Below are 25,133 nucleotides of genomic sequence, written 5' to 3'. Positions count from 1 at the left end.
CATTCCTTGATTAAAGAAGGAAGGCGAATCGATGAGCATGGTCGAGTTGTTGGGGCAGTGGTCGTGGGGGACGAGTGGCTGGTTGGCGATCGGCCTGGGGATCGCCCTGGCCTATATCGTGTTTGGCATCGCCGGGTTCGGCACGGCGCTGGTGGCGGGGCCGGTGCTGATCCTGTTCATGCCGCTGTCGAAGATAGTCCCACTGCTGGTGCTGCTGGATTTTGTCGCGGCCTTCGGCAATCTCCTGCCGTCGCGGCGGGATGTAGATCGTTCCGAGCTGTTGCGCTTGCTGCCGTGCATGGCGCTGGGCTGCACCCTGGGGGTGATCTTCCTGCTCAACCTCAAGTCCGATGTGTTGCTGCTGTTGATGGGGCTGTTTATCAGCGCTTATGCGGCGTACAGCCTTTGGGTCAAGGCAAGGCCCAAGGCGCTGGCGGCGGGCTGGGCGATTCCCATGGGGACCGTGGGTGGAACGTTCGGCGCGCTGTTCGGCAGCGGTGGCTTTTTATATGCGATCTATCTGAACAGCCGCCTGCCCAAGGATGCGGCACGGGCTACCCAGAGTGCATTGATCAGTTGCAGCACGGTGGTGCGCCTGAGCCTGTTCGCCATTGCCGGCGTTTATGCGCAACTGCCTTTATTGGTGCTGGCGCTGTGCTTGTTGCCGGCCATGGCCCTGGGCCTGTGGATTGGCCGGCGGCTGACCATGAGATTGTCCCGCGAGGCGTTCGTCCGGCTGGTGACCTGGCTGGTGCTGGCCAGCGGCATGGCCCTGATCGGTCGTTACCTGAGCACTTGACCTGTGGGGTTCAGGGATTAAGCTGCGGGCCCTCGGATCTACCCGGTATGTCGACTTCTACACTTATTGGTAGGTATCGGTTTGCTGGCGGTACTGTTCGAGCAGGCGACGCAGACTTCCCTTCAGACGCTTCAGGCCCCATCCATGAACTCGCAAAGCATCATCGTCCCGAAAATCTCCACCATGCCGGTTCACGAACCCCGCGCCCGGGCGATCGTGCGTTGGTTGGTGCGCAAGAACATCGTCGAGGAAGCCTTGAGCACCTGTGGCCGTACCGGCAATCGTATGGCGCATGCGATCGCCCCTGGCGCGCGGGATGTGGTGCTGCACCCGGAGGCCTTGCCCTTCGGTGAACCGGTCAACGGCCTGGAAATCATTACCAAGCGCTGCATCTATACCCCGGCCAAGGGGTTTCTCGAGGAAGCGGGTTGCGCCGAATGCCGCCAGGAAGTGGGGGAGGCGCTGTTCGAGAGCCTGGAGGACTGGATGCCCGGGCGCACCGATAACTTCACCTGCCCCGAGTGCGGGCATGAAGATGACATCAATGGCTTTCTGTTCTTGCAGGAGTGCGGGTTTTCCAACCTCGGCTTCATCTTCAACAACTGGGCCGAAGCCGGGTTCAAGCAGAGTTTTCTCGACGAGTTCGCCGAATGGCTGGATCAGCCGGTGAGCTGGGTGAAGGTGGAGTTGTAAGGCGATTTCGGCAGCCGGTTCCGGGTGGTGAATTCATCATCGGCAGGTGCCATGTCTGCTCGCGAAACAGATGCTGTGTTCTGGCAAATTCCCCATCCATCACCCCGTTGATAATAGACAGACTTTTACATTGAGCCCGGGTAGGTGTCTGAGTATAATGGCGCGCTTCCATTTTCCCGCTCGGGAGCCCCCGCGATGCTGCGTATCAGCCAAGAAGCTCTGACCTTCGACGACATTCTCCTAGTGCCCGGTTATTCCGAGGTGCTTCCTAACGAAGTCAGTCTCAAGACCCGTCTTACCCGTGGCATCGAGCTGAATATTCCACTGGTTTCCGCCGCAATGGACACCGTCACTGAAGCCCGTCTGGCAATCGCCATGGCTCAGGAAGGTGGCATCGGCATCATCCACAAGAACATGACCATCGAGCAGCAAGCTGCCGAAGTCCGCAAGGTCAAGAAGTTCGAAGCCGGCGTCGTCAAAGACCCGATCACCATCGAGGCTGACGCCACGGTGCGCGACCTGTTCGAACTGACCCGCATGCACAACATTTCCGGCGTTCCGGTACTGCACGATGGCGACCTGGTCGGCATCGTCACGTCCCGTGACGTGCGTTTCGAAAACCGCCTGGACGCCAGCGTCCGTGAAGTGATGACGCCTAAAGAGCGCCTGGTCACGGTCAAGGAAGGCGCCGACAAGAACGACGTGCGCGAGCTGCTGCACAAGCACCGCATCGAGCGCGTGCTGATCGTCGACGACAAGTTCGCCCTCAAAGGCATGATGACCGTCAACGACATCGAAAAAGCCAAGGCTTACCCGCTGGCCAGCAAGGACGATCAAGGTCGTCTGCGCGTAGGGGCTGCCGTCGGTACCGGTAAAGACACCGGTGACCGTGTTGCCGCCCTGGTCAATGCCGGCGTGGACGTGGTGGTGGTCGACACCGCCCACGGTCACTCCAAGGGCGTGATCGACCGCGTTCGCTGGGTCAAGGAGAACTACCCGCAAGTGCAGGTGATCGGCGGCAACATCGCCACCGGTGCCGCAGCCAAGGCCCTGGCCGCGGCGGGCGCCGATGCGGTCAAGGTCGGTATCGGCCCTGGCTCGATCTGCACCACCCGTATCGTCGCCGGTGTCGGCGTACCGCAAATCAGCGCCATCGCCAATGTCGCCGCGGCCCTTGAAGGCACCGGCGTTCCATTGATCGCCGACGGCGGTATCCGCTTCTCCGGTGACCTGTCCAAGGCCATCGTCGCCGGTGCTTCCTGCGTGATGATGGGCTCGATGTTCGCCGGTACCGAAGAAGCGCCAGGCGAAATCGAACTGTTCCAGGGTCGTTCGTACAAGGCTTACCGCGGCATGGGTTCGTTGGGCGCCATGTCCCAGGCCCAGGGCTCTTCCGACCGTTACTTCCAGGACTCCTCCGCGGGTGCCGAGAAGCTGGTTCCGGAAGGCATCGAAGGCCGTGTTCCCTACAAGGGCACCCTGACCGCCATCATCCATCAACTGATGGGTGGCCTGCGTTCTTCCATGGGCTACACCGGTAGTGCCAACATCGAAGAAATGCGCACCAAGCCAGAGTTCGTACGCATCACTGGCGCCGGCATGGCTGAGTCCCACGTCCATGACGTGCAGATCACCAAGGAAGCGCCAAACTACCGCGTAGGTTGATGCTTCAAGCAAAACGTTAAATGACCGGGGCTGTTTTATTCAGCCCCGAGTCGTTTCTGAATCACGACTGTTTTCGAATTACCTAGACGAGACTGAATCATGGCCCTCGACATTCACGCCCACCGCATCCTGATCCTCGATTTCGGTTCTCAGTACACCCAATTGATCGCCCGTCGCGTGCGTGAAATCGGCGTGTACTGCGAACTGCATCCGTTCGACATGGATGACGAAGCGATTCGCGAATTCGCTCCCAAAGGCGTCATTCTCGCCGGCGGCCCCGAGTCCGTGCACGAAGCCAACAGCCCGCGTTGCCCGCAAGCGGTGTTCGACCTGGGCGTGCCGGTCTTCGGTATCTGCTACGGCATGCAGACCATGGCCGAGCAAATGGGCGGCAAGGTCGAGGGTTCCGAACTGCGTGAATTCGGTTATGCCCGCGTCGATGTGGTCGGCAAGAGCCGCCTGCTGGACGGCATCGAAGACCACGTCGACGCCGACGGCCTGTTCGGCCTCGACGTATGGATGAGCCACGGTGACAAGGTCACCAAGATGCCGCAAGACTTCCACATCCTGGCCAGCACCCCGAGCTGCCCGATCGCCGGTATGTTCAACGACGACCTGCGCTACTACGGCGTGCAGTTCCACCCGGAAGTGACCCACACCAAGCAGGGCGGTCGCATCCTGTCGCGCTTCATCCTCGACATCTGCGGCTGCGAAGCCCTGTGGACCCCATCGAAAATCGCTGAAGACGCCATCGCCCAGGTGCGTGCCCAGGTCGGCACCGACAACGTGCTGCTGGGCCTGTCCGGCGGCGTCGACTCCTCGGTGGTCGCGGCCCTGCTGCACAAGGCCATCGGCGACCAGCTGACCTGCGTTTTCGTCGACAACGGCCTGCTGCGCCTGCACGAAGGCGAGCAAGTGATGGCCATGTTCGCCGAGAACATGGGCGTCAAGGTGATCCGCGCCAACGCCGAGGAGCAGTTCCTCAACAACCTGGCCGGCGAAGCCGACCCGGAGAAGAAGCGCAAGATCATCGGCCGTACCTTCATCGACGTGTTCGATGCCGAATCCTGCAAGCTGGACAACATCAAGTTCCTGGCCCAGGGCACCATCTACCCGGACGTGATCGAGTCGGCTGGCGCCAAGAGCGGCAAGGCCCACGTGATCAAGTCGCACCACAACGTGGGCGGCCTGCCGGAAGAAATGAACCTCAAGCTGGTCGAGCCACTGCGCGAACTGTTCAAGGACGAAGTCCGTCGTCTGGGGCTGGAGCTGGGCCTGCCGTACGACATGGTCTACCGTCACCCGTTCCCGGGCCCGGGCCTGGGCGTGCGCATCCTCGGCGAAGTGAAGAAGGAATACGCCGACCTGCTGCGTCGCGCCGACCACATCTTCATCGAAGAGCTGCGCAAGGCCGACTGGTACCACAAGGTCAGCCAGGCGTTCGTGGTGTTCCAGCCGGTGAAATCGGTGGGCGTGGTCGGTGACGGCCGTCGTTACGCCTGGGTCGTGGCCCTGCGTGCCGTGGAAACCATCGACTTCATGACCGCGCGTTGGGCGCACCTGCCTTACGAGCTGCTGGAAACCGTCAGCGGCCGGATCATCAACGAGATCGAAGGCATCTCCCGCGTCACCTACGACGTGTCGAGCAAGCCGCCAGCCACCATCGAGTGGGAATGATCCCGGCCGAGTGATCGGCAACTGATCGTTCAGGCAACAGCAATGGCGATCGAGACCTTCGGGTGTCGATCGCCATTTGTGTTTCAGGGTCTTTAAAAAGCCCGTTTTCCAGCCCTCCCGCAATACCAGGAAAGACATGGGCACATCGTCGCCCGCCTGGCCTGTGTACCCTCGACAGACATTCATCGAACTCCCAGCGGCGGCCTCTGGCGACTCCGGCGCAGGTGTTCAGAATATTTGTGGTTGTCAGTTGACAACCAATTCATTGTTGACGAGACTGGAGGCCATGGATGGCTCGCACACCTCATCCCAAGAAAGACATTGAAATGGCGCTGCGTTACGCCGAATGGCAGGGCTGGCGCGTCGAAGTCGGCGGTAGTCATGCCTGGGGCAAGATCTACTGCCCTTACAACAGCGAGGTGTGTCGTTGCGGCGAGTTCTGCATCACCAGTGTGTGGAGCACGCCGAAAAATCCCCTCCAGCATGCCCGGGCGCTGTGCCGGGTAATCGACAACTGCACGCTGAATCAGCTGCGCGGCGGGAAAGTCCCGCAACCTCGTCGGGAGTCATGACCATGGAATACCTGTTTACCCTCAACTACCTGCTGCCCGCCCACGACTGCGACCCGGACGTGCTGGTGGAGCGCCTCGGCGCGGGGGGCTGTACCGATGCGCTGGTCGGTACCGGGCTGGCGGGGCGCCTGGCGCTGGAGTTCAGCCGCGAGGCCGAAAGCGGTGAGGCGGCGCTGCTCAGTGCCCTGGGCGATATCAAGCGGATCATTCCGGATGCGCGGCTGGTAGAGGCCAGCCCGGATTTCGTCGGCCTGAGCGAGATTGCCGACATCGTCGGGGTCTCCCGGCAGAACATGCGCAAGTTGATGCTCAACCATGCCGGCAGTTTCCCCCTGGCGATCCACGAGGGCAGTGCCTCGCTCTGGCATCTGGCGGAAGTGCTGAGCTGGCTGGAGGCCCGGGGCGGTTACCAGTTGCAGCATCCGGTGATAGAGGTGGCGCGGGTCGCGCAATCCGTGAACGTCGCCAAGGAGGCCCGGCGGGTCGGCACCCCGAGCGCCGAGCTGGTGGCGCTGCTGGGCTGAGCGGGCCTGCCGCGGTGGTCAGCGTCGGGCGACGTCCGAGAAGTAGAACTTGTCCAGGGTATGGCGTGATTCGGTGTACTCGAACTGCCGGCCGTCCTGCAGGAAGGTCTGGTTGCTGACCACTATCACGTGGCTCTGGCCCTCCAGGTCCAGGTGCTGCTGGTCATCCCGGGTGCGCGGGGTGGCCTCGATGGTCCGCTGGGCGTAGCTGATCTGCAATTGCAGGGTCTGTTCGATGTAGGCGTAGATCGAGTGCTCGGCAATCTGCCGGTCCAGCCCCGGGATCAACTCGGCGACGAAGTGGTTGATGTCGAGAATCACCCGTTTGCCATCGATACGCCGCACCCGCTTGATGCGGGTAATCAGGCTGCCTTCCTCGGCCTGCAGGTGTTCGCGCAACGCGCCTTCGAGGGGAAACTGGGTGAACTCCACCACCTCGGTGCTGACGTCGTTGCCCAGGCGCGGATAGGTTTCCTGGAAGCTGACAATGCCGCCCAGCTGGAACTCGATCGGGTGCGGCGACAGCACAAAAGTGCCCTTGCCATGGATCTTCTGGGCGAAGCCGCGCTCCTGCAGCTGCTCTATGGCCTTTCGCACAGTGCCGCGGCTGGCCTGGTAGCTGTCCATCAACTCGGTTTCGGAAGGCAGACGAGCGCCGCGTTCCAGGCGCTCGGTGGTGATGCTGGCAAGCAGATCGCTGTAGATCTGGTTGTATTTACTCATGGGATGGCTCTGTGCCGTCTGCGCTCAAGGCGGGAACCTTAAGGGCCGTGAGCGGATTTGTCTATTTGAGGCGAGTGGGTCGAACGCCTGACTGCGGGTGTCGAAATGGCAATGAAACACCTTACAGCAGTTTAAGAATTTTCTGTCGCGCATGGCGCGCTCTGCCGGAGAGTGTGGATCTAGAGCCGTTTTTGCGCAGCAGAAACTCCCTGCGACCCGGGTTTCGGAGCGATGCCGGCAAACTCGTCTGTACGAGTTGTTGCTTTAACTCGTACAGACGAGTATTTTTCGCTTCGGCGTGCTGCCAATAACAAAAAACCAAAGCGGAAGAACAAGCATGAGCCACGATTACTCCACGATCGCCAGCGAGTTGCTGCACAGCCTCGGTGGCGCCGACAACCTCGAACAAGCCGCGCATTGCGTCACCCGCCTGCGCCTGGCGCTCAAGGACCCGAGCCGGGTGGACAGCGCGACGCTGAACCAGATCGATCTGGTCAAGGGCTCGTTTTTCACCGGTGGCCTGTTCCAGGTGGTCATTGGCCCCGGCGAGGTCGAAAAGGTCTATGCCGCGTTGCGCCAACTCACCGGACTGGCCGCTTCCACCATCGCCGACGTCAAGCAGAAGGGCGCCGACAAGACCAACGCCATGCAGCGTCTGGTGCGGGTGTTTTCCGATGTCTTCATGCCGATCCTGCCGGCGCTGATCATTGCCGGCCTGCTGATGGGGGTGAACAACCTGATCGGCGCCAAGGGCATGTTCATCGAAGGCCGGACCCTGCTCGAGGCCTATCCGACCCTGGACGGCGTGTGGAGCCTGATCAACCTGATGGCCAACACCTCCTTCGTATTCCTGCCGGCATTGGTGGGCTGGTCGGCGGCCAAGCGCTTTGGCGGCAGCGAAATTCTCGGCATCGTGCTGGGCCTGATGCTGGTGCACCCCGACCTGCTCAATGCCTGGAACTACGGCAAGGCCGTGGCCGGGCTGGAGGGCCAGAGCCTGCCGTACTTCGACATCTTCGGCCTGTTCCAGATCGAGAAGGTCGGCTATCAGGGGCAGATCCTGCCGATCCTGCTCGCGGCCTATGTCATGAGCGTCATCGAGAAATGGCTGCGGGCGCGGGTGCCGAATGCGATCACCCTGCTGGTCGTGCCCATCACCACCATCGTGGTCACCGGCGTGCTGGCACTGGCGGTGATCGGCCCGGTGACCCGGCACCTGGGGATCCTGATCACCGAAGGCGTGGTCACCCTGTTCGAACTGGCGCCAATGGTCGGCGGGGCGATTTTCGGCCTGCTCTACGCGCCGCTGGTGATCACCGGCATGCACCACATGTTCCTCGCCGTGGACCTGCAACTGATCTCGACCCAGGGCGGCACCTTCATCTGGCCGATGATCGTCATGTCCAACCTGGCCCAGGGCAGCGCGGCACTGGCGGTGTTCAGCATGAGCCGCAACGCGCGGGACCGCAGCATGGCCTCGACCTCGGCGATCTCCGCCTATTTCGGCATCACCGAGCCGGCCATGTTCGGGGTCAACCTGCGCTACAAGTTCCCGTTCTACGCCGCGCTGATCGGCTCGGCGCTGGGCTGCATTTTCCTCTCGCTGAACAAGGTCCAGGCCTCGGCCATCGGCGTCGGTGGGCTGCCGGGATTCATCTCGATCATTCCCCAGTACATCCCGATGTTCGTGGTCGGCATGGTCGTCGCCCTGGTGGTGCCGTTCGTGCTGACCTGCGGCTTGAGCATGAAGATCATCCGGCCGGGGTATCGCGTCGCTTGATAAATCGCATCGCGAGCAAGCTTGCTCCTACATGACCGCATATTCCTCTGTAGGAGCGAGCTTGCTCGCGATGAGGCCCCCAGGGCCAGTACCCAACCCATTGAAGGAGCCCGCCATGCAAGACTGGCAGCGTTCGGTGATCTACCAGATCTACCCGAAGAGTTTCTACAGCCACAGCGGCCAGGCCACCGGCGACCTGCTGGGGGTGGTCGACAAGCTCGACTACCTGCACTGGCTGGGTGTCGATTGCCTGTGGCTCACCCCGTTCCTGCGCTCGCCCCAGCGCGACAACGGCTACGACATCAGCGACTACTACGCCATCGATCCGAGCTACGGGACCATGGCCGATTGCGAGTTGCTCATTGCCGAGGCCGGCAAGCGCGGCATCAAGCTGATGCTGGACATCGTGGTCAACCACACCTCCATCGAGCACGAGTGGTTCCAGCAGGCGCGCAGCAGCCTCGACAACCCGTATCGCGACTTCTACATCTGGCGCGACCAGCCGAACAACTGGGAGTCCAAGTTCGGCGGTTCCGCCTGGGAATACGAAGCGCAGACCGGCCAGTACTACCTGCACCTGTTCGACCATACCCAGGCGGACCTCAACTGGGACAACCCCCAGGTGCGCTCCGAAGTGTTCAAGATGATGCGTTTCTGGCGCGACAAGGGCGTGGGCGGCTTTCGCCTGGATGTGATCAACCTGATCTCCAAACCGGCGGATTTCCCGGAAGACGCCAGCGATGGCCGGCGCTTCTATACCGACGGCCCGAACGTGCACCCGTACCTGCAGCAGATGCATCGCGAGGTCTTCGAGGGCTTTGACCTGATCAACGTCGGCGAGATGTCTTCCACCAGCCTCGAGCACTGCATTCGTTACTCGCAGCCCGAGTCGAAAGAGTTGTCGATGACCTTCAACTTCCACCACCTGAAGGTCGATTATCCGAACCTGCAGAAGTGGATCCGCGCCGATTTCGACTTCCTCCAGCTCAAGCGCATCCTCTCCGAGTGGCAGAGCGGCATGCAGGCCGGTGGCGGCTGGAACGCGCTGTTCTGGTGTAACCACGACCAGCCACGGGTGGTGTCGCGTTTCGGCGACGACGGCGAGTACCGGGTGGTCTCGGCGAAGATGCTCGCCACTGCGCTGCACTTCCTCCAGGGCACGCCGTTCGTGTACCAGGGCGAAGAGCTGGGCATGACCAACCCTGGCTTTACCCACATCGACCAATACCGCGATGTCGAGACCCTGAACATCTACCGCCTCAAGCGCGAAACCGGCGACAGCGAGGCGGACAACATGGCGGCGATCATGCAGAAGTCCCGGGACAACGGGCGCACGCCGATGCAATGGAATACTGAGGCCCATGCCGGTTTCAGCAGCGTCGAGCCCTGGATCGGTGTGCCGGCCAATGCCGCGCAAATCAATGTCGAGCAGCAGTTCGAAGACCCGGATTCGGTGTTGCACCACTATCGCCAGCTGATTGCCCTGCGCCGTCGCGAGCCGCTGATCCAGGACGGCGAATATCGCCAGCTGCTGGCCGAGCACCCGCAGGTCTGGGCCTATCTGCGCGAGGGCCAGGGCGAGCGCCTGCTGGTGGTGAACAATTTCTACGGCAGCGCCTGTGAAGTGCAGTTGCCGGAGGGAGTGATGACCGAGCGCATGGAGCAGCGCCTGGTCATCAGTAACTACGCAGACCATCAAACCCGCAGTCGCCAGCTGTTCCTGCGGCCTTACGAGTCCTTTGTCCTGCACCTGATCGACCGCTGACAACCTTCCCCGCATGAGCGCGGCGTGCCCGGTACACCGCGAGCTTTCGCTCGCCGGTAGGGCGGCGCCTGCGGGGCACACACAGAATAAAAATAATGGGGTGGCTTATGAAAACAACAATAAATCGCGGTCTCGCAGCCTCTTGCGTCTGCCTGGCCTTGCCGTTCCCGGCCCAGGCCCTGGAGTTCGCCGGTTACTTGCGTAGCGGCGTCGGGACCTCGGTCAACAGCAGCTCGCAATCCTGTTTCCAGTTGCCCGGCGCCCAGTCCAAATACCGCCTGGGCAACGAATGCGAACAGTACGCCGAGCTGGAGCTGCGCCAGGACCTGTACACCCTGGACGACGGCTCGGTGCTCAGTGTCGATGCCATGGCGTCGCTGTATAACCAGTACGACCGCAGCCTGACCTTCCAGGGCGACAACGGCTCGGCGCGCATGCCGCAGATGTATGCCCAATGGTCGAACATGCCCAGCCTCAATGGCGGCTCGCTGTGGGCCGGCCGGCGTTACTACAAGCGCAACGACATCCATATCTCCGACTTCTACTACTGGAACCAGAGCGCCACTGGCGGCGGTATCGAGGACGTGCTGATCGGCGATCTGAAATACAGCTACGCCTTCTCGCGCAAGGACAACCTGTACCAGAAGGACTACATCAACCGGCACGACTTCAATGTCGCCGGTTTCAAGACCAACCCCGGCGGCGAGCTGGAACTGGGCCTGAGCTACATCGACAAGCCCGACAGTCGCGACGCCCATCGGGGTTGGGCGATCACCGCCCAGCATGTGCAAAAGGACTTCCTCGGCGGCAAGAACAAGCTGGCGTTGCAGTACGGCGAAGGCCCGGGCACCGGGCTGGGTTACACCGGCAATGTGCAACTGGACGACAGCAACAAGAGCTACCGCCTGGTGGAGTTCTTCGACTGGCAATTGACCCCGCGGTTTGGCGGGCAGGTCGAGGCGATCTATCAGAAAGACATCCGCCCCGACGGCAACGACCAGAACTGGATCTCCCTGGGCATCCGCCCGGCCTATGCGATCAGCGAGCAGTTCAAGCTGGTCACCGAGCTGGGCCACGATCAGGTCGAGGCCCCCGGCGGCACGCGTAAGCTCAGCAAGTTCACCTTCGCCCCGACCTGGTCACCCAAGGGCCCGGAATTCTGGGCGCGCCCCGAGGTGCGTCTGTACTACACCTATGCCAGTTGGAACCAGGCCGCCAAGCGCGCGGCCAATGAGCTGGCGGCGGGGTCGGCGCTGTCCGATACCGGCGCCTTCGGCACCGCCAGGCATGGCGCGAACGTCGGATTGCAAGTCGAGTACTGGTGGAAATAAGCGATGCTGTCGGGGCTCGCGCTCCATCGGCACTTACAAGAACAAACAGCAGGTGAAGTCATGGCTACAACCCAACAATTGCAACTGCTCGCGCCGCTGTCCGGGCTGCTGATGCCCCTGGAGCAAGTGCCGGACCCGGTGTTCAGCAGCCGGGTCATCGGTGACGGCCTGTGCATCGACCCGACCTCGCAGACCTTGCGCGCGCCGCTGGCCGGTGTGGTCAGCAATGTGCAGGACAGTGGCCATGCGGTGAGCATCACCGACGACAACGGGGTGCAGGTGCTGATGCACATCGGCCTGGACACGGTGAACCTGGCGGGCAAGGGCTTTAGCCGCCTGGTGGAGGAGGGCCAGCGGGTCGAGGCTGGGCAACCGCTGATCGAGTTCGATGCCGACTACATCGCCGTGCATGCCCGCAGCCTGCTGACGCTGATGCTGGTGGTCAGCGGCGAGCCGTTCACCTGGCTGACCGCGGACCGCGCGTTGGTGGACAGCGGCCAGCCGTTGTTGCAGCTGAGCCTGGGCGCGCCTGCGCCAAGCGCGGAGCCCGAGGAAGAGGGCGAGGCGCGGTTTTCCAAACCGGTGACGCTGCCCAATCCCAATGGCCTGCATGCGCGCCCGGCGGCGGTGTTCGCCCAGGCGGCCAAGGGCTTCAAGGCGAGCATCTGCCTGCACAAGCAGCAGGCCAGCGCCAACGCCAAGTCCCTGGTGGCGATCATGGCGTTGCAGACCGCGCAGGGCGATGCCCTGCAAGTCAGCGCGGCGGGTGAGGATGCCGAGAGGGCGATCAAGACCCTGGCCGAGTTGCTGGCGAGTGGTTGTGGCGAGGCGGTGACCGCGGTGATCGCCGCCGAACCTGTGGCGGCGGTTGCGACGCCAGTGGGCAAGTTGCTGCGGGGCGTCTGCGCCTCGACGGGCTCGGCCTTCGGGCAAGTGGTGCAGGTGGCCGAGCAGAAGCTTGAGGTCGTCGAGTTCGCCAGCGATCAGGCCGCGCAGCGCGGGCAGCTGGAACGGGCGCTGGCGCAGGCCAACGCGGCCCTGCAAGTCCTGCGGGACAAGGCCGCCAGTGCAGCCCAGGGCGAGATCTTCAAGGCTCACCAGGAACTGCTGGAAGACCCGAGCCTGCTGGAGCAGGCCCAGGCCCTGATCAGCGACGGCAAAAGCGCGGCATTCGCCTGGAACCGCGCCACCGAAGCCACCGCCGAGCTGTTCAAGGGGTCAGGCAGTCCGTTGCTGGCCGAGCGCGCCCTGGACCTGATGGATGTCGGCCAGCGGGTGCTCAAGTTGCTGCTGGGTGTGCAGGACAGCGCCTGGGCCCTGCCGGAGCAGGCGATCCTGATTGCCGAGCAGCTCACCCCGTCCCAGACCGCCAGCCTCGATACCCACAAGGTGCTGGGGTTCGCCACGGTCGGCGGCGGGGCCACCAGCCATGTGGCGATTCTGGCCCGGGCCCTGGGGTTGCCGGCGATCTGCGGCCTGCCGGTACAGGTGCTGGCGTTGGCCAGCGGCACACCGGTGCTGCTGGATGCCGACCAGGGCGAATTGCACCTGGAGCCTGCGCCGGCGGTGATCGCGCAGTTGCAGGCACGACGTCAGCAGCAACAGCAGCGCCAGCGCCAGGAGCTGGAGCAGTCGGCCCAGGCCGCGGTGACCCGCGACGGCCATCACTTCGAGGTGACGGCCAACGTCGCCTCGCTGGCCGAGGCCGAGCAGGCCATGGACCTGGGCGGGGAGGGCGTCGGCCTGTTGCGTTCGGAATTTCTTTACCAGGACCGCGGCGTCGCCCCGAGCCACGAGGAGCAGGCCGCGACCTACAGCGCCATCGCCCGGGCCCTGGGGCCGGAGCGCAATCTGGTGGTGCGGACCCTGGATGTCGGCGGCGACAAACCGCTGGCCTATGTGCCGATGGAGCCTGAAGCCAACCCCTTCCTCGGCATGCGCGGGATCCGCCTGTGCCTGGAGCGCCCGCAGCTGTTGCGCGAACAGTTCCGGGCGATCCTCGCCAGCGCCGGGCTGGCCCGCCTGCACATCATGCTGCCGATGGTCACCCAGCTGGCGGAGTTGCGGCAGGCACGGCAGATGCTGGAGGACGAAGCCCTGGCCCTGGGGTTCAAGGAGTTGCCAAAGCTGGGGATCATGATCGAAGTGCCGTCGGCGGCGCTGCTGGCCGACCTGTTCGCGCCGGAGGTGGACTTCTTCTCCATCGGCACCAACGACCTGACCCAGTACACCCTGGCCATGGACCGCGATCATCCGCGCCTGGCCAGCCAGGCCGACAGTTTCCACCCGGCGGTGCTGCGCCTGATCGCCTCCACGGTCAAGGCCGCCCATGCCCATGGCAAGTGGGTCGGCGTGTGCGGGGCGCTGGCTTCGGAAACCCTGGCGGTGCCGCTGTTGCTGGGGCTGGGCGTGGATGAGCTGTCGGTCAGCGTGCCGCTGATTCCGGCGATCAAGGCCGGCGTGCGCGAGGTCGAGCTGAGCCAGTGCCAGGCCCTCGCCGGGCGCATTCTCGGCCTGGAAAGCGCCGAGCAGGTGCGTGACGCCTTGCACCAGCATCGGCAATCGACGCTGGCCCCTTCACCGGTTCTGGAGAACTGAACATGTTCGAGAAATTGCAGCGGGCGTTCTGGAAGGCCCTGACCCCGGACCTGGTGCCCGACCAGCCGAAAGCGACGACCCCGGTCAAGGACGACGCCGCCCTGGACGAGGCCGTGATTGCGGCGCTGGGCGGCGCCAACAACCTCAAGACCCGGCAGCGCGTGGCCCTGACCCGGGTGCGGGTGGAATTGCATGACCCGACCTTGCTCGATGCCACAGCCTTGCGTAGCGCCGGCGTGCCCGGGGTGATGGCGCTGGTCGGCGGCGTGGTGCATCTGCTCGTCGGCCTATCTCCGACGTAGCCGCTGCCGAGCTTGCGAGGCTGCGTACGGATGCGAAGCGTCCGCAACCCAGGCAATGCGTTGCACCTGAGCCACCACGTTGGATGCCTTGGCGGGCGCTTCGCGCCCGTACGCAGCCTCGCAAGCTCGGCAGCGGCTACAGGGGCGGTTACGCCTGCGGCCGGTCGCCGCGCCGGCCTTACTGTTTCTCAACTGCGGGTGTATCGTATTCGCCTTTTGCGGGCCCCGGCCCGCCGCGGATACGTGAGGTAGTTGAGTCCATGTCCTTTACCCGTCGACAGATACTCGGTGGTCTGGCCGGTCTTGCAGTGGTTGGCGTGGGCGCCGGCGGCGCGGCGCGTTACTGGCTGGGCAAGATGGCCGACGCCGAGGCGGGCCACGATTATCAACTGATCGCCGCACCGCTGGACGTGGAACTGGTGCCGGGCCACAAGACCGAAGCCTGGGCCTTCGGCCCGTCCGCGCCGGGTACCGAGCTGCGGGTGCGCCAGGGCGAGTGGCTGCGGGTGCGCTTCATCAACCACCTGCCGGTGGCCACCACCATCCACTGGCATGGCATCCGCCTGCCGCTGGAAATGGACGGCGTGCCTTACGTCTCGCAATTGCCGGTGATGCCGGGCGAATACTTCGACTACAAGTTCCGCGTGCCGGATGCCGGCAGCTACTGGTACCACCCCCACGTCAACAGCAGCGAAGAACTGGGTCGCGGCCTGGTTGGCCCGCTGATCATCGAAGAGCGCGAACCCACCGGCTTCAAGTACGAACGTACCCTGAGCCTGAAAAGCTGGCATGTGGATGAAGCCGGCGCCTTCGTGCCTTTCAGCATTCCCCGCGAGGCGGCGCGTGGCGGCACGGCGGGGCGCCTGTCGACCATCAATGGCGTGTCCCAGGCGGTGGTGGAGATCCCGGCCGGGCAGATCACCCGCGTGCGCCTGCTCAACCTCGACAACACCCTGACCTACCGCATCAACATTCCGGGTGTCGAAGCGCAAATCTACGCCCTGGACGGCAACCCCATCGAGCCGCGGCCGCTGGGCAAGGAATACTGGCTGGGGCCGGGCATGCGCATCTGCCTGGCGATCAAGGCGCCGCCGGCCGGTGAAGAATTGTCGCTGCGCAACGGCCCGGTGCGCCTGGGCACCTTGCGTTCGGTGGCCAACAGCGACGCGCCGACCGAGTGGCCGCCGGCGTTGCCGGCCAACCCGATCGCCGAGCCGGACCTGGATAACGCCGAGAAGCTCAACTTCAACTTCGAGTGGGTTGGCTCGGTCTCGGTGAACGTGGACAATGGCAAGCCACCGAGCCTCTGGCAGATCAACGGCAAGGCCTGGGACATCACCGACAAGACCTGCGCCGACCGCCCGATCGCCACGCTCAAGAAGGGCCAGAGCTACATTTTCGAATTGAAGAACATGACTCAGTACCAGCACCCGATCCACTTGCACGGCATGAGCTTCAAGGTCATCGCCTCGAACCGCAAGAAGATCACCCCGTACTTCACCGACACCTACCTGCTGGGCAAGAACGAGCGTGCCCGGGTGGCGCTGGTGGCGGATAACCCGGGGGTGTGGATGTTCCATTGCCATGTGATCGACCACATGGAAACCGGCCTGATGGCCGCCATCGAGGTGGCCTGATGCGGCAGATTCGCCCCGCCCGGATCATCGATCGCAGCCGCGACCAGGACTTCATGCGTGAAGCCCTGGCCCTGGCCGCCCAGGGCGCGGCCCTGGGCGAGGTGCCGGTGGGCGCGGTGCTGGTGCAGGACGGGGAAATCATCGGCCGAGGTTTCAACTGCCCGATCAGCGGCAGCGATCCCAGCGCCCACGCGGAAATGGTCGCGATCCGCGCCGCGGCCCAGGCGCTCGACAACTATCGCCTGCCCGGCAGCACCCTCTACGTGACCCTGGAGCCGTGCAGCATGTGCGCCGGGCTGATCGTGCATTCGCGTATCGCCCGGGTGGTATACGGCGCGCTGGAGCCCAAGGCGGGCATCGTACAGAGCCAGGGGCAGTTCTTCAGCCAGGGTTTTCTCAACCATCGGGTATTGGTCGAGGGCGGGGTGCTGGCCGAGGAGTGCGGCGCGGTGTTGAGCGAGTTTTTCAAGGCGCGCCGGGCCAGTCGCAACTGAGTCCCTGCCTCTGTAGGAGCGAAGCTTGCTCGCGATGACGCCAGCCCGGGCCATGCATACCTCGAACCTGGCGTGACGCTCGAAATCGTTATCGCGGGCAAGCCTCGCTCCTACACGGTGTGGGGCATTTATTTCCTGGCGACGATAACGGCGCGCATCGGCGCCGGCAGGCCTTCGACGGTCTTGCTGTGGTCGTTCGGGTCGAGGAAATCGCTCAGCGACTGGTACTTCATCCACTCGGTGCCGCGCTGCTCCTCGATGCTGGTCACGCTCACATCCACGCAACGCACATCGCTGAAGCCGGCACGACGCAGCCACAGTTCCAGGGCCGGCACCGACGGCAGGAACCATACGTTACGCATCTGCGCGTAGCGGTCTTCCGGCACCAGCACCTGATGCCGGTCGCCTTCCACCACCAGGGTTTCCAGCACCAGTTCGCCGCCCTTGACCAGGCAGTCCTTGAGCGCCAGCAGATGCTCGATCGGCGAGCGGCGGTGGTAGAACACACCCATGGAAAACACCGTGTCGAAGCCTTCCAGGTTGGGTGGCAGGTCTTCGAACGGGAACGGCAGGTGCCACACCGCGGGCTCCGACAGGTAACGCTGCACCGCCTGGAACTGGCAGAAGAACAGCCAGTTCGGATCGACGCCGATCACGCTGTGGGCACCGGCGCCGAGCATGCGCCACATGTAGTAGCCGTTGCCGCAGCCGACATCGAGGATGCGCTTGCCTTGCAGGTCGAGGTGCTTCGCGACCCGCGACCATTTCCAGTCCGAGCGCCATTCGGTGTCCACATGCACGCCGAACAGGTCGAACGGGCCCTTGCGCCAGGGCGATAGGCCCATCAGTGCGCTGCGCATCTGGGCGCGGGTGGCGTCGTCGCAGTCGGTATCGAGGGTCAGGCCGTTGAGCAGGTCGACCGTGCTCGGCTGGATCTTCGGCAGCGCGTCCAGCGCGCTCTGCCAGCGCTCCAGGTCGCCGTGGCCCTTTTCCATCTTGGTGTCGAGTTGCGCTTGCAGGGTGTTGGCCCAGTCGGCCAGCGGCGTACCGGCCAGACGGCGGGCGAGGGGGGACAGATCAATCATGGCAAGGCAATCAACGAGGCAAAGTTAAGACACTGGAACCACGGCACGACTTTCGAGAACCCGGCGGCCAGCAGGCGTTCGCGGTGTTCTTCGAGGCTGTCGGGCTTCATGACGTTTTCGATGGCGCTGCGCTTCTGGGCGATTTCCAGTTCGCTGTAGCCGTTGGCGCGCTTGAAGGCGATGTGCAGGTCGGTGAGCAGCGCATGCTCCTCGGGGTCGTTGAAGCGCAGCTTCTCCGAGAGGATCAGCGCGCCGCCGGGCAGCAGCGCCTGGCGAATGCGCCCGAGCAGGGCCAGGCGCTGTTCGGGGGCGATGAATTGCAGGGTGAAGTTCAGCGCCACCACCGAGGCCGGCTGGAACTCCAGGGCGAGGATGTCGCCTTCGATCACTTCGACCGGCAACAGCTCCTGGAACATCGAGTCCTGGCCGTTGAGGTACTCGCGGCAGCGCTCGACCATGGCCGCCGAGTTATCCACCGCGATCACCCGGCAGCCGTCGGTGCGCACATGGCGGCGCAGGGCCTGGGTCACGGCGCCGAGGGACGAGCCCAGGTCGTAGAGCACGCTGTTGGGCTGCGCGAACTGGGCGGCGAGCACGCCAAGGTTCTCGACAATGGTCGGGTAACCCGGCACCGAGCGCTTGATCATGTCCGGGAACACCCGCACCACGTCCTCGTTGAAGGCGAAGTCGGGCACCTGGGCCAGGGGCTGGGCGAAAAGGCGGTCGGGGTCTTTGCTCACGGCGGTTCCAGCGATGGAGATAGAAAGAGGGGCGGCATTGTAGCCGCTGCCGCAGGCTGCGATAAGGCCCGAAGGGCCTTCAGGGCCGCAAGGGCGACACAAGGCGCCGCCCGCTGGATTCCCCGCCTCTGGCCCTGTAGCCGCTGCCGAGCTCGCGAGGCTGCGCACGAGGACGTAGTCCTCGCCAAGCCTGCGCATGGAGTTTATCTGAAGGACCACGGTGGCCGGTTTTACGGCCGCTTTGTCGGAATGCCGCCCAGACCGATCGCAGCCTCGCGGGCTCGGCAGCGGCTACAGGCTCAGCGGGGCTTCTGGCGGAAGGCCGACGCCGCGATCCCCCATTGCCCCAGCCAGTAACTGAGGATGATCAGGTAGGGCGCGGCATCGAAGGCCACCACAAAACGGCTGATGCCGATCACGCTGTCGGAGAACACAAAGGCCACGGCGCCGGCGGCGGCCAGTTGCGCCGAGCGCTTGGGCACCTCGCTGCCCAGGCGAGCCAGGGCGCGCCAGAGCATAGCGCTGATGGCCAGGCCATAGACGATCACCGGCACCAGCAACGGGCCGAGGCCATGGCTGATCAGGATGCCCAGCAACGCCGCGCCGACGACCAGGGCCAGCAGCAGGGGCAAGGGCGCCAGGCGCCGGCAATCGCTGGTATAGGCCTTGAGATAGGCCAGGTGCGCGACCAGGAAGGCGCCGAGGCCGAACACGAACAGGTCGGCGGGCCAGGCCAGCAGCACGTCGCCGAGCAGGGAGAACAACAGGCCGAGGCTGATCCAGCGGCGATAGTCGCTGGGGGGCGCATCGTGCAGCCAGCCGAGCAGGGCCAGCACCGGCAGCGGCTTGACCAGCAGGCACAGCAGGGTGGCGTGAATGCTCAGGCCGTAGAGGAAGGTCACCGCGCCCATCAGCGCCAGGATCAGCCAGCCCATGTCATTTGACCGAAATGGCGCAGTCGAAGGCTTTCACCGGCGCGACTTCCGGGGCCCAGGGCTGTTGATAGGTCAGCAGCAGGCGCCCGGTGCCGGCTGCGAAGGCCTGGAAGCGCCAGGTGGACTGGCCGGCGCTGCCCACCAGGCCACTGTCTTCGGGGTTGCTGTAGACCTCGGGGCTGATTTTGCGCAGCACGCCGCCGGCCGAGTCCTGGATCGCCCAGCGATAACCCGTGGTCGGGTTGCTCGGCAGGGTCAGGATCAGGTTTTGCCCGTTGCTCAGTTGCACTGGGCATTCGCTCTGGTTCTCGACCGTGACGTTGTGCTTGGGTTGGCTGGCGCAGGCGGCGAGCAGGGCGAGGCTGAGGGGCAGCAACAGACGAATCGGTGACATGGGTCAGAAAGCTCCGGTCATGACAAAGGGCGAGCATAACCGAAGATTGAGGAATATGTGGTGGAGCAGGGCTGTTGTAGGAGCGAAGCTTGCTCGCGATGAACGATGACGCGGTGCGTCAGGTACTACGCGTTACCTTCATCGCGGGCAAGCCTCGCTCCTACAGGTCCGGGGTTAGAACAGCACTTTCGCCACATCGGCGAAACGCTTGGCGAAGTGCACGGTGATGCCTTCCTTGAGGTACTCCGGCAGCTCTTCGAAGTGGCCGCGGTTGGCTTCCGGCAGGATCAGCTCGTAGAGCTTCTGCCGGCGCGCCGCGATGACTTTCTCGCGCACCCCGCCGATGGGCAGGACATGCCCGGTCAGGGTCAGCTCGCCGGTCATGGCCACGCCTTTTTTCGGCGGCTGGTTGCGTGCCAGGGACAGCAGGGCGCTGGCCATGGTCACCCCGGCGCTCGGGCCATCCTTCGGCGTGGCGCCTTCCGGCACGTGCAGGTGGACGAATGCCTCGTCGAAGAACTTGGCATCGCCACCGAACTGCTTGAGGTGCGAGGTGACGTAGCTGTAGGCGATTTCCGCCGACTCCTTCATCACATCGCCCAATTGCCCGGTGAGCTTGAAGCCACGGTTGAGGGTATGAATCCGCGTGGCTTCGATCGGCAGCGTGGCGCCGCCCATGCTGGTCCAGGCCAGGCCGGTGATCACCCCGGTGCCGCTGAGCACCTGCTCGTTGCGGAACACCGGCATGCCCAGGGAGGCTTCCAGGTCCTTGGTGCCGAGCTTGATCACCGCGTCCGGTTCTTCCAGCAGCCGTACCACGGCCTTGCGCACCAGTTTGCCCAGCTGTTTTTCCAGCTGGCGCACGCCGGCCTCGCGGGCGTAACCATCGATCACCGCGCGCAGGGCCGCGTCGCTGATACTCAGGTTGGCCTTGGACACACCCGCCTTTTCCAGCTGCTTGGGCCACAGGTGGCGCTTGGCGATGGCCAGCTTTTCCTCGGTGATGTAGCCCGACAGGCGAATCACTTCCATCCGGTCCAGCAACGGGCCGGGAATCGAATCCAGGGTGTTGGCGGTGCACACGAACAGCACTTTCGACAGGTCCAGGCGCAGGTCCAGGTAGTGGTCGAGGAATTCCACGTTCTGTTCCGGGTCGAGGGTTTCCAGCAGCGCCGAGGCCGGGTCGCCCTGGTAGCTCTGGCCCATCTTGTCGATCTCGTCGAGCATGATCACCGGGTTCATCACCTCGACGTCTTTCAACGCCTGCACCAGCTTGCCCGGCAAGGCGCCGATGTAGGTGCGGCGGTGGCCCTTGATCTCGGCCTCGTCACGCATGCCGCCGACGCTGAAGCGGTAGAACGGCCGGCCCAGGGATTCGGCGATGGACTTGCCGACACTGGTCTTGCCCACGCCGGGCGGACCCACCAGCAGCACGATGGAGCCGCTGATCTCGCCCTTGTAGGCGCCGACCGCGAGGAATTCGAGGATCCGGCTCTTGATGTCGTCGAGCCCGGCGTGGTGCTGGTCCAGCACCTTGCGCGCATGCTTGAGGTCGAGCTTGTCCTCGCCGTACACGCCCCAGGGCACCGCGGTGGCCCATTCCAGGTAGTTGCGGGTGACCGCGTACTCCGGTGAGCCGGTCTCGAGGATCGACAGTTTGTTCATTTCCTCCACGATGCGCTTTTGCGCTTGAGGAGGCAGGACCTTGCCAGCCAGGCGCTGCTCGAACTGCTCGATGTCGGCGCTGCGATCGTCCTTGGTCAGGCCCAGCTCCTGCTGGATGACCTTGAGCTGTTCCTTGAGGAAGAACTCGCGCTGGTGTTCGCCGATCTTGCGATTGACCTCGGCGGAAATCTCTTTCTGCAGGCGCGCGACCTCGACTTCCTTGCGCAGCATCGGCAGGACTTTTTCCATGCGCTTGAGCATCGGCACGCAGTCGAGCACTTCCTGCAGTTCGTTGCCGGTGGCCGAGGTCAGCGCGGCGGCGAAGTCGGTCAAAGGCGACGGGTCGTTGGGGCTGAAGCGGTTGAGGTAGTTCTTCAGTTCTTCGCTGTACAGCGGGTTGAGCGGCAGCAGTTCCTTGATCGCGTTGATCAGTGCCATGCCGTAGGCCTTGACCTCGTCGGTCGGCTCGCTCGGCTGGTGCGGGTATTCGACCTCCACCAGGTAGGGCGGGCGATGGTGCTTGAGCCAGGTGCGGATGCGCACGCGGGTCAGGCCCTGGGCCACGAACTGCAACTTGCCGTTCTCGCGGCTGGCGTGGTGCACCTTGACCAGGGTGCCGTACAGCGGCAGGGCCGAGGTGTCGAAATGGCGTGGGTCTTCCGGCGGGGTGTCCATGAAGAACAGCGCCAGGGAATGGTGTTCGGACTTGCTCACCAGCTCCAGGGTTTCGGCCCAGGGTTCTTCGTTGACGATCACCGGCAAGACTTGCGCGGGGAAGAACGGCCGATTGTGGATCGGGATGATGTAGACCTTGTCCGGCAGATTCTGCCCGGGCAGGGCCAGGCCCTTGCCGGAGGACGTATGGAGTTCGGCGTTTTCCGGGTCGGCGTATTCACTCATGGTTTCAGGAAGTTCTTGCTGGTCGCTCATGGGGCACCTGCGCAATGGGGTATGCCAGGTTAGATGGGGCAGGTGACGAGCGGTTTCAATGGTGCCCGGGCCGGATCAATTATTTCAGTCCTTGTCACCGCAACGCAGTGCAGCCTCCAAAGTGCTGATTGTGAGGCTGTCATTTCTGCGCAAGAACGTTGGTAAATTGGCGGTGACAAAAAAATGACTTTATGAACCCCCTGATTTTATTGCGTGATCTTCTTCTCTTGGCAGTCTAATCTGGACCGATTAAATGTTGTCAGGAAAATGGCATTTATTTGACGCATCTTTAGCTGCCCAGAGGGACGCGTAATGATCAAAGGACTTTTCAGCGGGGAGCGGCGGGTGTCGCCGTGGGGGTGCAGGGTCGACAACAGTGAGGTCGCGGCGACGAGAGCCGTCTCATGAAGTGGCGCCATACGTTCCAGGTAAGGATCACTGGGGTATTGGCGTTGTTGCTGTTGATCGTGATCGGGGTGGTGTATTTCGCCGTCAAGGCCGCGACCAATCATGCGGTGGAAAACCAGGCGCAAGTGCAGCTGCAAACCGGCGCCCGGGTCTTCGAACGCCTGCTCGAACTGCGCGGTCGGCGCTTGCGTTATGGCGTGGACTGGCTGGTGGTGGACTCGCAGTTCCGTGAAGCGGTGATCAGCGGCGACTCGCGGGCGATTCTGGAGGCGCTGCGTCAGCATGGCACTGGCACCCGCGGCAGCGAGCTGTTCGTGCTCGGCGCCGAAGGCACGGTGATCGCCAGCACCCTGGGGGCGATCGCCGAGCGTGAGCATTTCCCCTATGACCGAGCATTGCGCACGGCCCTGCGGCAGAGCAAAAGCATGTTGATCGTCGCGCTCAAGGGCCAGCCTTATCTGCTGGTCCAGGGGCAGGTACTGACGCCGATGCACATGAATCGGGTGGTCATGGCGTTTCGCATGGACGACCTGTTCGCCAGCGAGTTGCGCTCCATGAGCAACCTGGAGGTGTCATTCCTCACCCTGCAGGACGGGCGCGCGGGGGAGCTGTTCAGCACTCAGCCGGACATTTTCTGGGCGACCATCATCACCACCCTGCGCAATGCGTCCTGGCGCGCGCGACCACAGTTGAGCGATGCCCACGGCAAGCGCTTCCTCAATCAGGCCCTGCAACTGGCCAATACCGACGATCCCGACGACCCCAAGGTTCTGGCGTTGCTGCAAAGCCCGCTGGATCACGCCTTGCAGGCCTTCGCGCCGCTGGACCGCGAGTTCCTGGTAATTGCCCTGGTGGCGCTGGTGGTGTCGCTGGCCGGCGCCCTGTTCATGGCACGGCGGGTGTCGCGGCCGTTGAATGTGCTGGCCGATGCCGCCCAACGCATCGGCGCCGGCAACTACCAGGTGCCGGTGGTGCTCAAGCGCACCGACGAGTTCGGCTTGCTGGCCGAGGCGATCAACGCCATGCAGAGCGGGATTGCCAGCCGCGAGCTGCAACTGGCCCACAACGCCCTGCACGACCCCCTGACCGGCCTGCCCAACCGGGCGCTGGCCATGGAGCGCCTGAGCAACGCCATCAGCGCCGGGCGCAAGGTGGTGCTGCTGTACCTGGGCATCGAGGACTATCGGGCGATCAACGAAGGCCTGGGCCCGGAAGGGGTGGAGCAGATGATGCGCGAAGTCAGCCGGCGGCTGTCGGAGACGGTGTCCACCGGCGACACCGCCGCGCGCATCACCGCCAACGAGTTTCTGTTGCTGCTGGAAAATACCGAGATCGATGGCGCGGTGGCCATGGCCGACCGGCTCCATGCGTTATTGAGCAGGCCGCAGCCCCTGCGTGGCGATGAAGTGCAGCGCCAGGTGTGCATCGGCGTGGCGGTCTACCCCACCGACGGGCAATCGGCGGAAGAGCTGATCAGCCGCGCCGCCATCGCCCGCCACGACGCGGCCGCCCAGCCCGGTTACCTGCAGATCTACCAGCAGGACCGCGACCTGGCCCATCAGCGCCAGATCGGACTGATCCGCGACCTGCGCCGGGCCGCGGCGGAAGGCGAGCTGTTCTTGCTGTACCAGCCCAAGCTGGACCTGCGCCACGGCCATGTGCACCAGGCCGAAGCCCTGCTGCGCTGGCAGCACCCGGAGTTCGGTATGGTCTCGCCGGCGGAGTTCATCCCCCTGGCCGAGCGCACCGGCAGCATGAACAGCCTGACCCTGTGGGTGATCGAGGAGGGTATGCGGCAACTGGCCGAATGGAACATGCGCGGGCTGCATCTGCAGTTGTCGCTGAACATCTCGGCGGACGACCTGCATGGCCACGACCTGGCGGCGCGGGTGAGCGTGTTGCTGCAGCGTTATCGGTTGTCCGCCGAGCAGTTGATTTTCGAGATCACCGAAAGCGCCATCATGCGTCACCCGGAGCAGGCGCTGGAGGTGTTGCAGAGCCTGCGCGACTGCGGCATCAGCCTGTCGGTGGACGACTTCGGCACCGGCTACTCGTCGCTGGCGCAATTGCAGCGGCTGCCGGTGCAGGAGTTGAAGATCGACCAGTCGTTTATCCGCAACCTCGACGAAACCAGCGGCGACGCGGTGATCGTACGTTCCACCATCGAGATGAGCCACAACCTGGGGCTCAAGGTGGTGGCCGAAGGGGTGGAGCAGGAGCGCAGCCTGCGCCTGCTGGAGCGCTGGCATTGCGACACGGCCCAGGGCTACCTGATCAGCCGGCCGCTGACTGCCACAGCCTTCGAGGCCTGGCTGTTGAAGTCGCGGATTTCCAGCTGAGCAGCCCTGTGTGGCCGCACCGGGCGCTGCAGCCAGAGATCTGCAGGCCCTGCTTCACGGGGTGAAGTCTGGCGCCA

The 25,133-nt window shown here is 64.0% G+C and carries 20 protein-coding genes; 14 read left to right on the top strand and 6 right to left on the bottom strand.

Annotation, left to right across the window (positions count from 1 at the left end):
• Window positions 1-31 precede the first annotated feature (31 nt).
• From AC3RCP_RS25810 to AC3RCP_RS25785, 6 genes are all read left to right on the top strand, one after another.
• Window positions 32-799 carry a sulfite exporter TauE/SafE family protein gene (locus AC3RCP_RS25810; RefSeq protein ID WP_007929557.1) on the top strand — a complete coding sequence of 256 codons (768 nt, stop codon included), beginning with the start codon at window positions 32-34 and terminating at the stop codon, window positions 797-799.
• Window positions 800-943: 144 nt separating this feature from the next.
• A complete protein-coding gene (locus AC3RCP_RS25805; RefSeq protein ID WP_007929559.1) occupies window positions 944-1,492 on the top strand; it encodes a hypothetical protein in 549 nt (182 codons plus the stop codon).
• Between the two features lie 195 nt (window positions 1,493-1,687).
• Window positions 1,688-3,157: an IMP dehydrogenase gene (gene guaB / locus AC3RCP_RS25800; RefSeq protein WP_007929561.1), complete on the top strand. Its 1,470-nt coding sequence runs from the start codon at window positions 1,688-1,690 to the stop codon at window positions 3,155-3,157.
• A gap of 99 nt (window positions 3,158-3,256) precedes the next feature.
• Entirely contained in the window at window positions 3,257-4,834 is a 1,578-nt protein-coding gene (gene guaA, locus AC3RCP_RS25795) for a glutamine-hydrolyzing GMP synthase (protein WP_007929562.1), read from the top strand.
• 290 nt (window positions 4,835-5,124) lie between these two features.
• Entirely contained in the window at window positions 5,125-5,406 is a 282-nt protein-coding gene (locus tag AC3RCP_RS25790; protein ID WP_007929564.1) for a hypothetical protein, read from the top strand.
• Window positions 5,407-5,408: 2 nt separating this feature from the next.
• Complete coding sequence (locus AC3RCP_RS25785; protein WP_007929565.1) at window positions 5,409-5,930, top strand: helix-turn-helix transcriptional regulator; 522 nt, start codon at window positions 5,409-5,411, stop codon at window positions 5,928-5,930.
• 18 nt (window positions 5,931-5,948) lie between these two features.
• Here the strand turns inward: AC3RCP_RS25785 and treR are convergent, their stop codons facing one another.
• Entirely contained in the window at window positions 5,949-6,653 is a 705-nt protein-coding gene (treR, locus tag AC3RCP_RS25780; protein WP_007929570.1) for a trehalose operon repressor, read from the bottom strand.
• A gap of 337 nt (window positions 6,654-6,990) precedes the next feature.
• Between treR and treP the strand changes: the two genes are divergently transcribed.
• The 7 genes from treP (at window position 6,991) to tadA (ending at window position 16,560) form a co-directional block, all read left to right on the top strand.
• The gene (gene treP, locus AC3RCP_RS25775; RefSeq protein WP_009045423.1) at window positions 6,991-8,433 is read left to right on the top strand and encodes a PTS system trehalose-specific EIIBC component; all 1,443 of its coding nucleotides are present in this window, start codon (window positions 6,991-6,993) and stop codon (window positions 8,431-8,433) included.
• Window positions 8,434-8,548: 115 nt separating this feature from the next.
• Complete coding sequence (gene treC / locus AC3RCP_RS25770) at window positions 8,549-10,198, top strand: alpha,alpha-phosphotrehalase (RefSeq protein WP_492570761.1); 1,650 nt, start codon at window positions 8,549-8,551, stop codon at window positions 10,196-10,198.
• A 107-nt stretch (window positions 10,199-10,305) separates the two neighbouring features.
• Window positions 10,306-11,529 carry a maltoporin gene (locus AC3RCP_RS25765; RefSeq protein WP_492570762.1) on the top strand — a complete coding sequence of 408 codons (1,224 nt, stop codon included), beginning with the start codon at window positions 10,306-10,308 and terminating at the stop codon, window positions 11,527-11,529.
• A gap of 60 nt (window positions 11,530-11,589) precedes the next feature.
• A complete protein-coding gene (gene ptsP, locus AC3RCP_RS25760) occupies window positions 11,590-14,127 on the top strand; it encodes a phosphoenolpyruvate--protein phosphotransferase (protein WP_492570763.1) in 2,538 nt (845 codons plus the stop codon).
• Window positions 14,128-14,129: 2 nt separating this feature from the next.
• Window positions 14,130-14,429 (top strand): PTS sugar transporter subunit IIB, encoded by a 300-nt coding sequence (locus tag AC3RCP_RS25755; RefSeq protein WP_101338978.1) that lies wholly within the window; start codon window positions 14,130-14,132, stop codon window positions 14,427-14,429.
• Between the two features lie 260 nt (window positions 14,430-14,689).
• On the top strand, window positions 14,690-16,066 hold the full coding sequence (locus AC3RCP_RS25750) for a multicopper oxidase family protein (protein ID WP_007929587.1): 1,377 nt from the start codon (window positions 14,690-14,692) through the stop codon (window positions 16,064-16,066).
• The gene (tadA, locus tag AC3RCP_RS25745; protein ID WP_007929589.1) at window positions 16,066-16,560 is read left to right on the top strand and encodes a tRNA adenosine(34) deaminase TadA; all 495 of its coding nucleotides are present in this window, start codon (window positions 16,066-16,068) and stop codon (window positions 16,558-16,560) included. Before AC3RCP_RS25750 ends, tadA begins: the two co-directional genes overlap by 1 nt.
• 128 nt (window positions 16,561-16,688) lie before the next feature.
• On the opposite strand, the gene cmoB is transcribed toward tadA, so the two are convergent.
• From cmoB to lon, 5 genes are all read right to left on the bottom strand, one after another.
• Window positions 16,689-17,645 carry a tRNA 5-methoxyuridine(34)/uridine 5-oxyacetic acid(34) synthase CmoB gene (gene cmoB, locus AC3RCP_RS25740; RefSeq protein WP_492570764.1) on the bottom strand — a complete coding sequence of 319 codons (957 nt, stop codon included), beginning with the start codon at window positions 17,643-17,645 and terminating at the stop codon, window positions 16,689-16,691.
• A complete protein-coding gene (gene cmoA, locus AC3RCP_RS25735; RefSeq protein WP_492570765.1) occupies window positions 17,642-18,385 on the bottom strand; it encodes a carboxy-S-adenosyl-L-methionine synthase CmoA in 744 nt (247 codons plus the stop codon). Before cmoA ends, cmoB begins: the two co-directional genes overlap by 4 nt.
• Window positions 18,386-18,684: 299 nt before the next feature.
• Window positions 18,685-19,320, bottom strand: coding sequence for a lysoplasmalogenase (locus tag AC3RCP_RS25730; protein ID WP_053262490.1), 636 nt, complete (start codon window positions 19,318-19,320; stop codon window positions 18,685-18,687).
• A 1-nt stretch (window position 19,321) separates the two neighbouring features.
• Window positions 19,322-19,714, bottom strand: a complete 393-nt coding sequence (locus AC3RCP_RS25725; RefSeq protein ID WP_007930776.1) for a protease inhibitor I42 family protein — start codon at window positions 19,712-19,714, stop codon at window positions 19,322-19,324.
• 174 nt (window positions 19,715-19,888) lie between these two features.
• The gene (gene lon / locus AC3RCP_RS25720; protein WP_492570766.1) at window positions 19,889-22,309 is read right to left on the bottom strand and encodes an endopeptidase La; all 2,421 of its coding nucleotides are present in this window, start codon (window positions 22,307-22,309) and stop codon (window positions 19,889-19,891) included.
• Window positions 22,310-22,713: 404 nt separating this feature from the next.
• Between lon and AC3RCP_RS25715 the strand changes: the two genes are divergently transcribed.
• On the top strand, window positions 22,714-25,056 hold the full coding sequence (locus AC3RCP_RS25715) for a putative bifunctional diguanylate cyclase/phosphodiesterase (RefSeq protein WP_101338974.1): 2,343 nt from the start codon (window positions 22,714-22,716) through the stop codon (window positions 25,054-25,056).
• The last annotated feature ends 77 nt before the right edge of the window (window positions 25,057-25,133 follow it).

Source organism: Pseudomonas sp. GW822-FHT05A08 (assembly GCF_058800485.1).
This window is presented reverse-complemented; position numbering and strand designations above follow the sequence as displayed.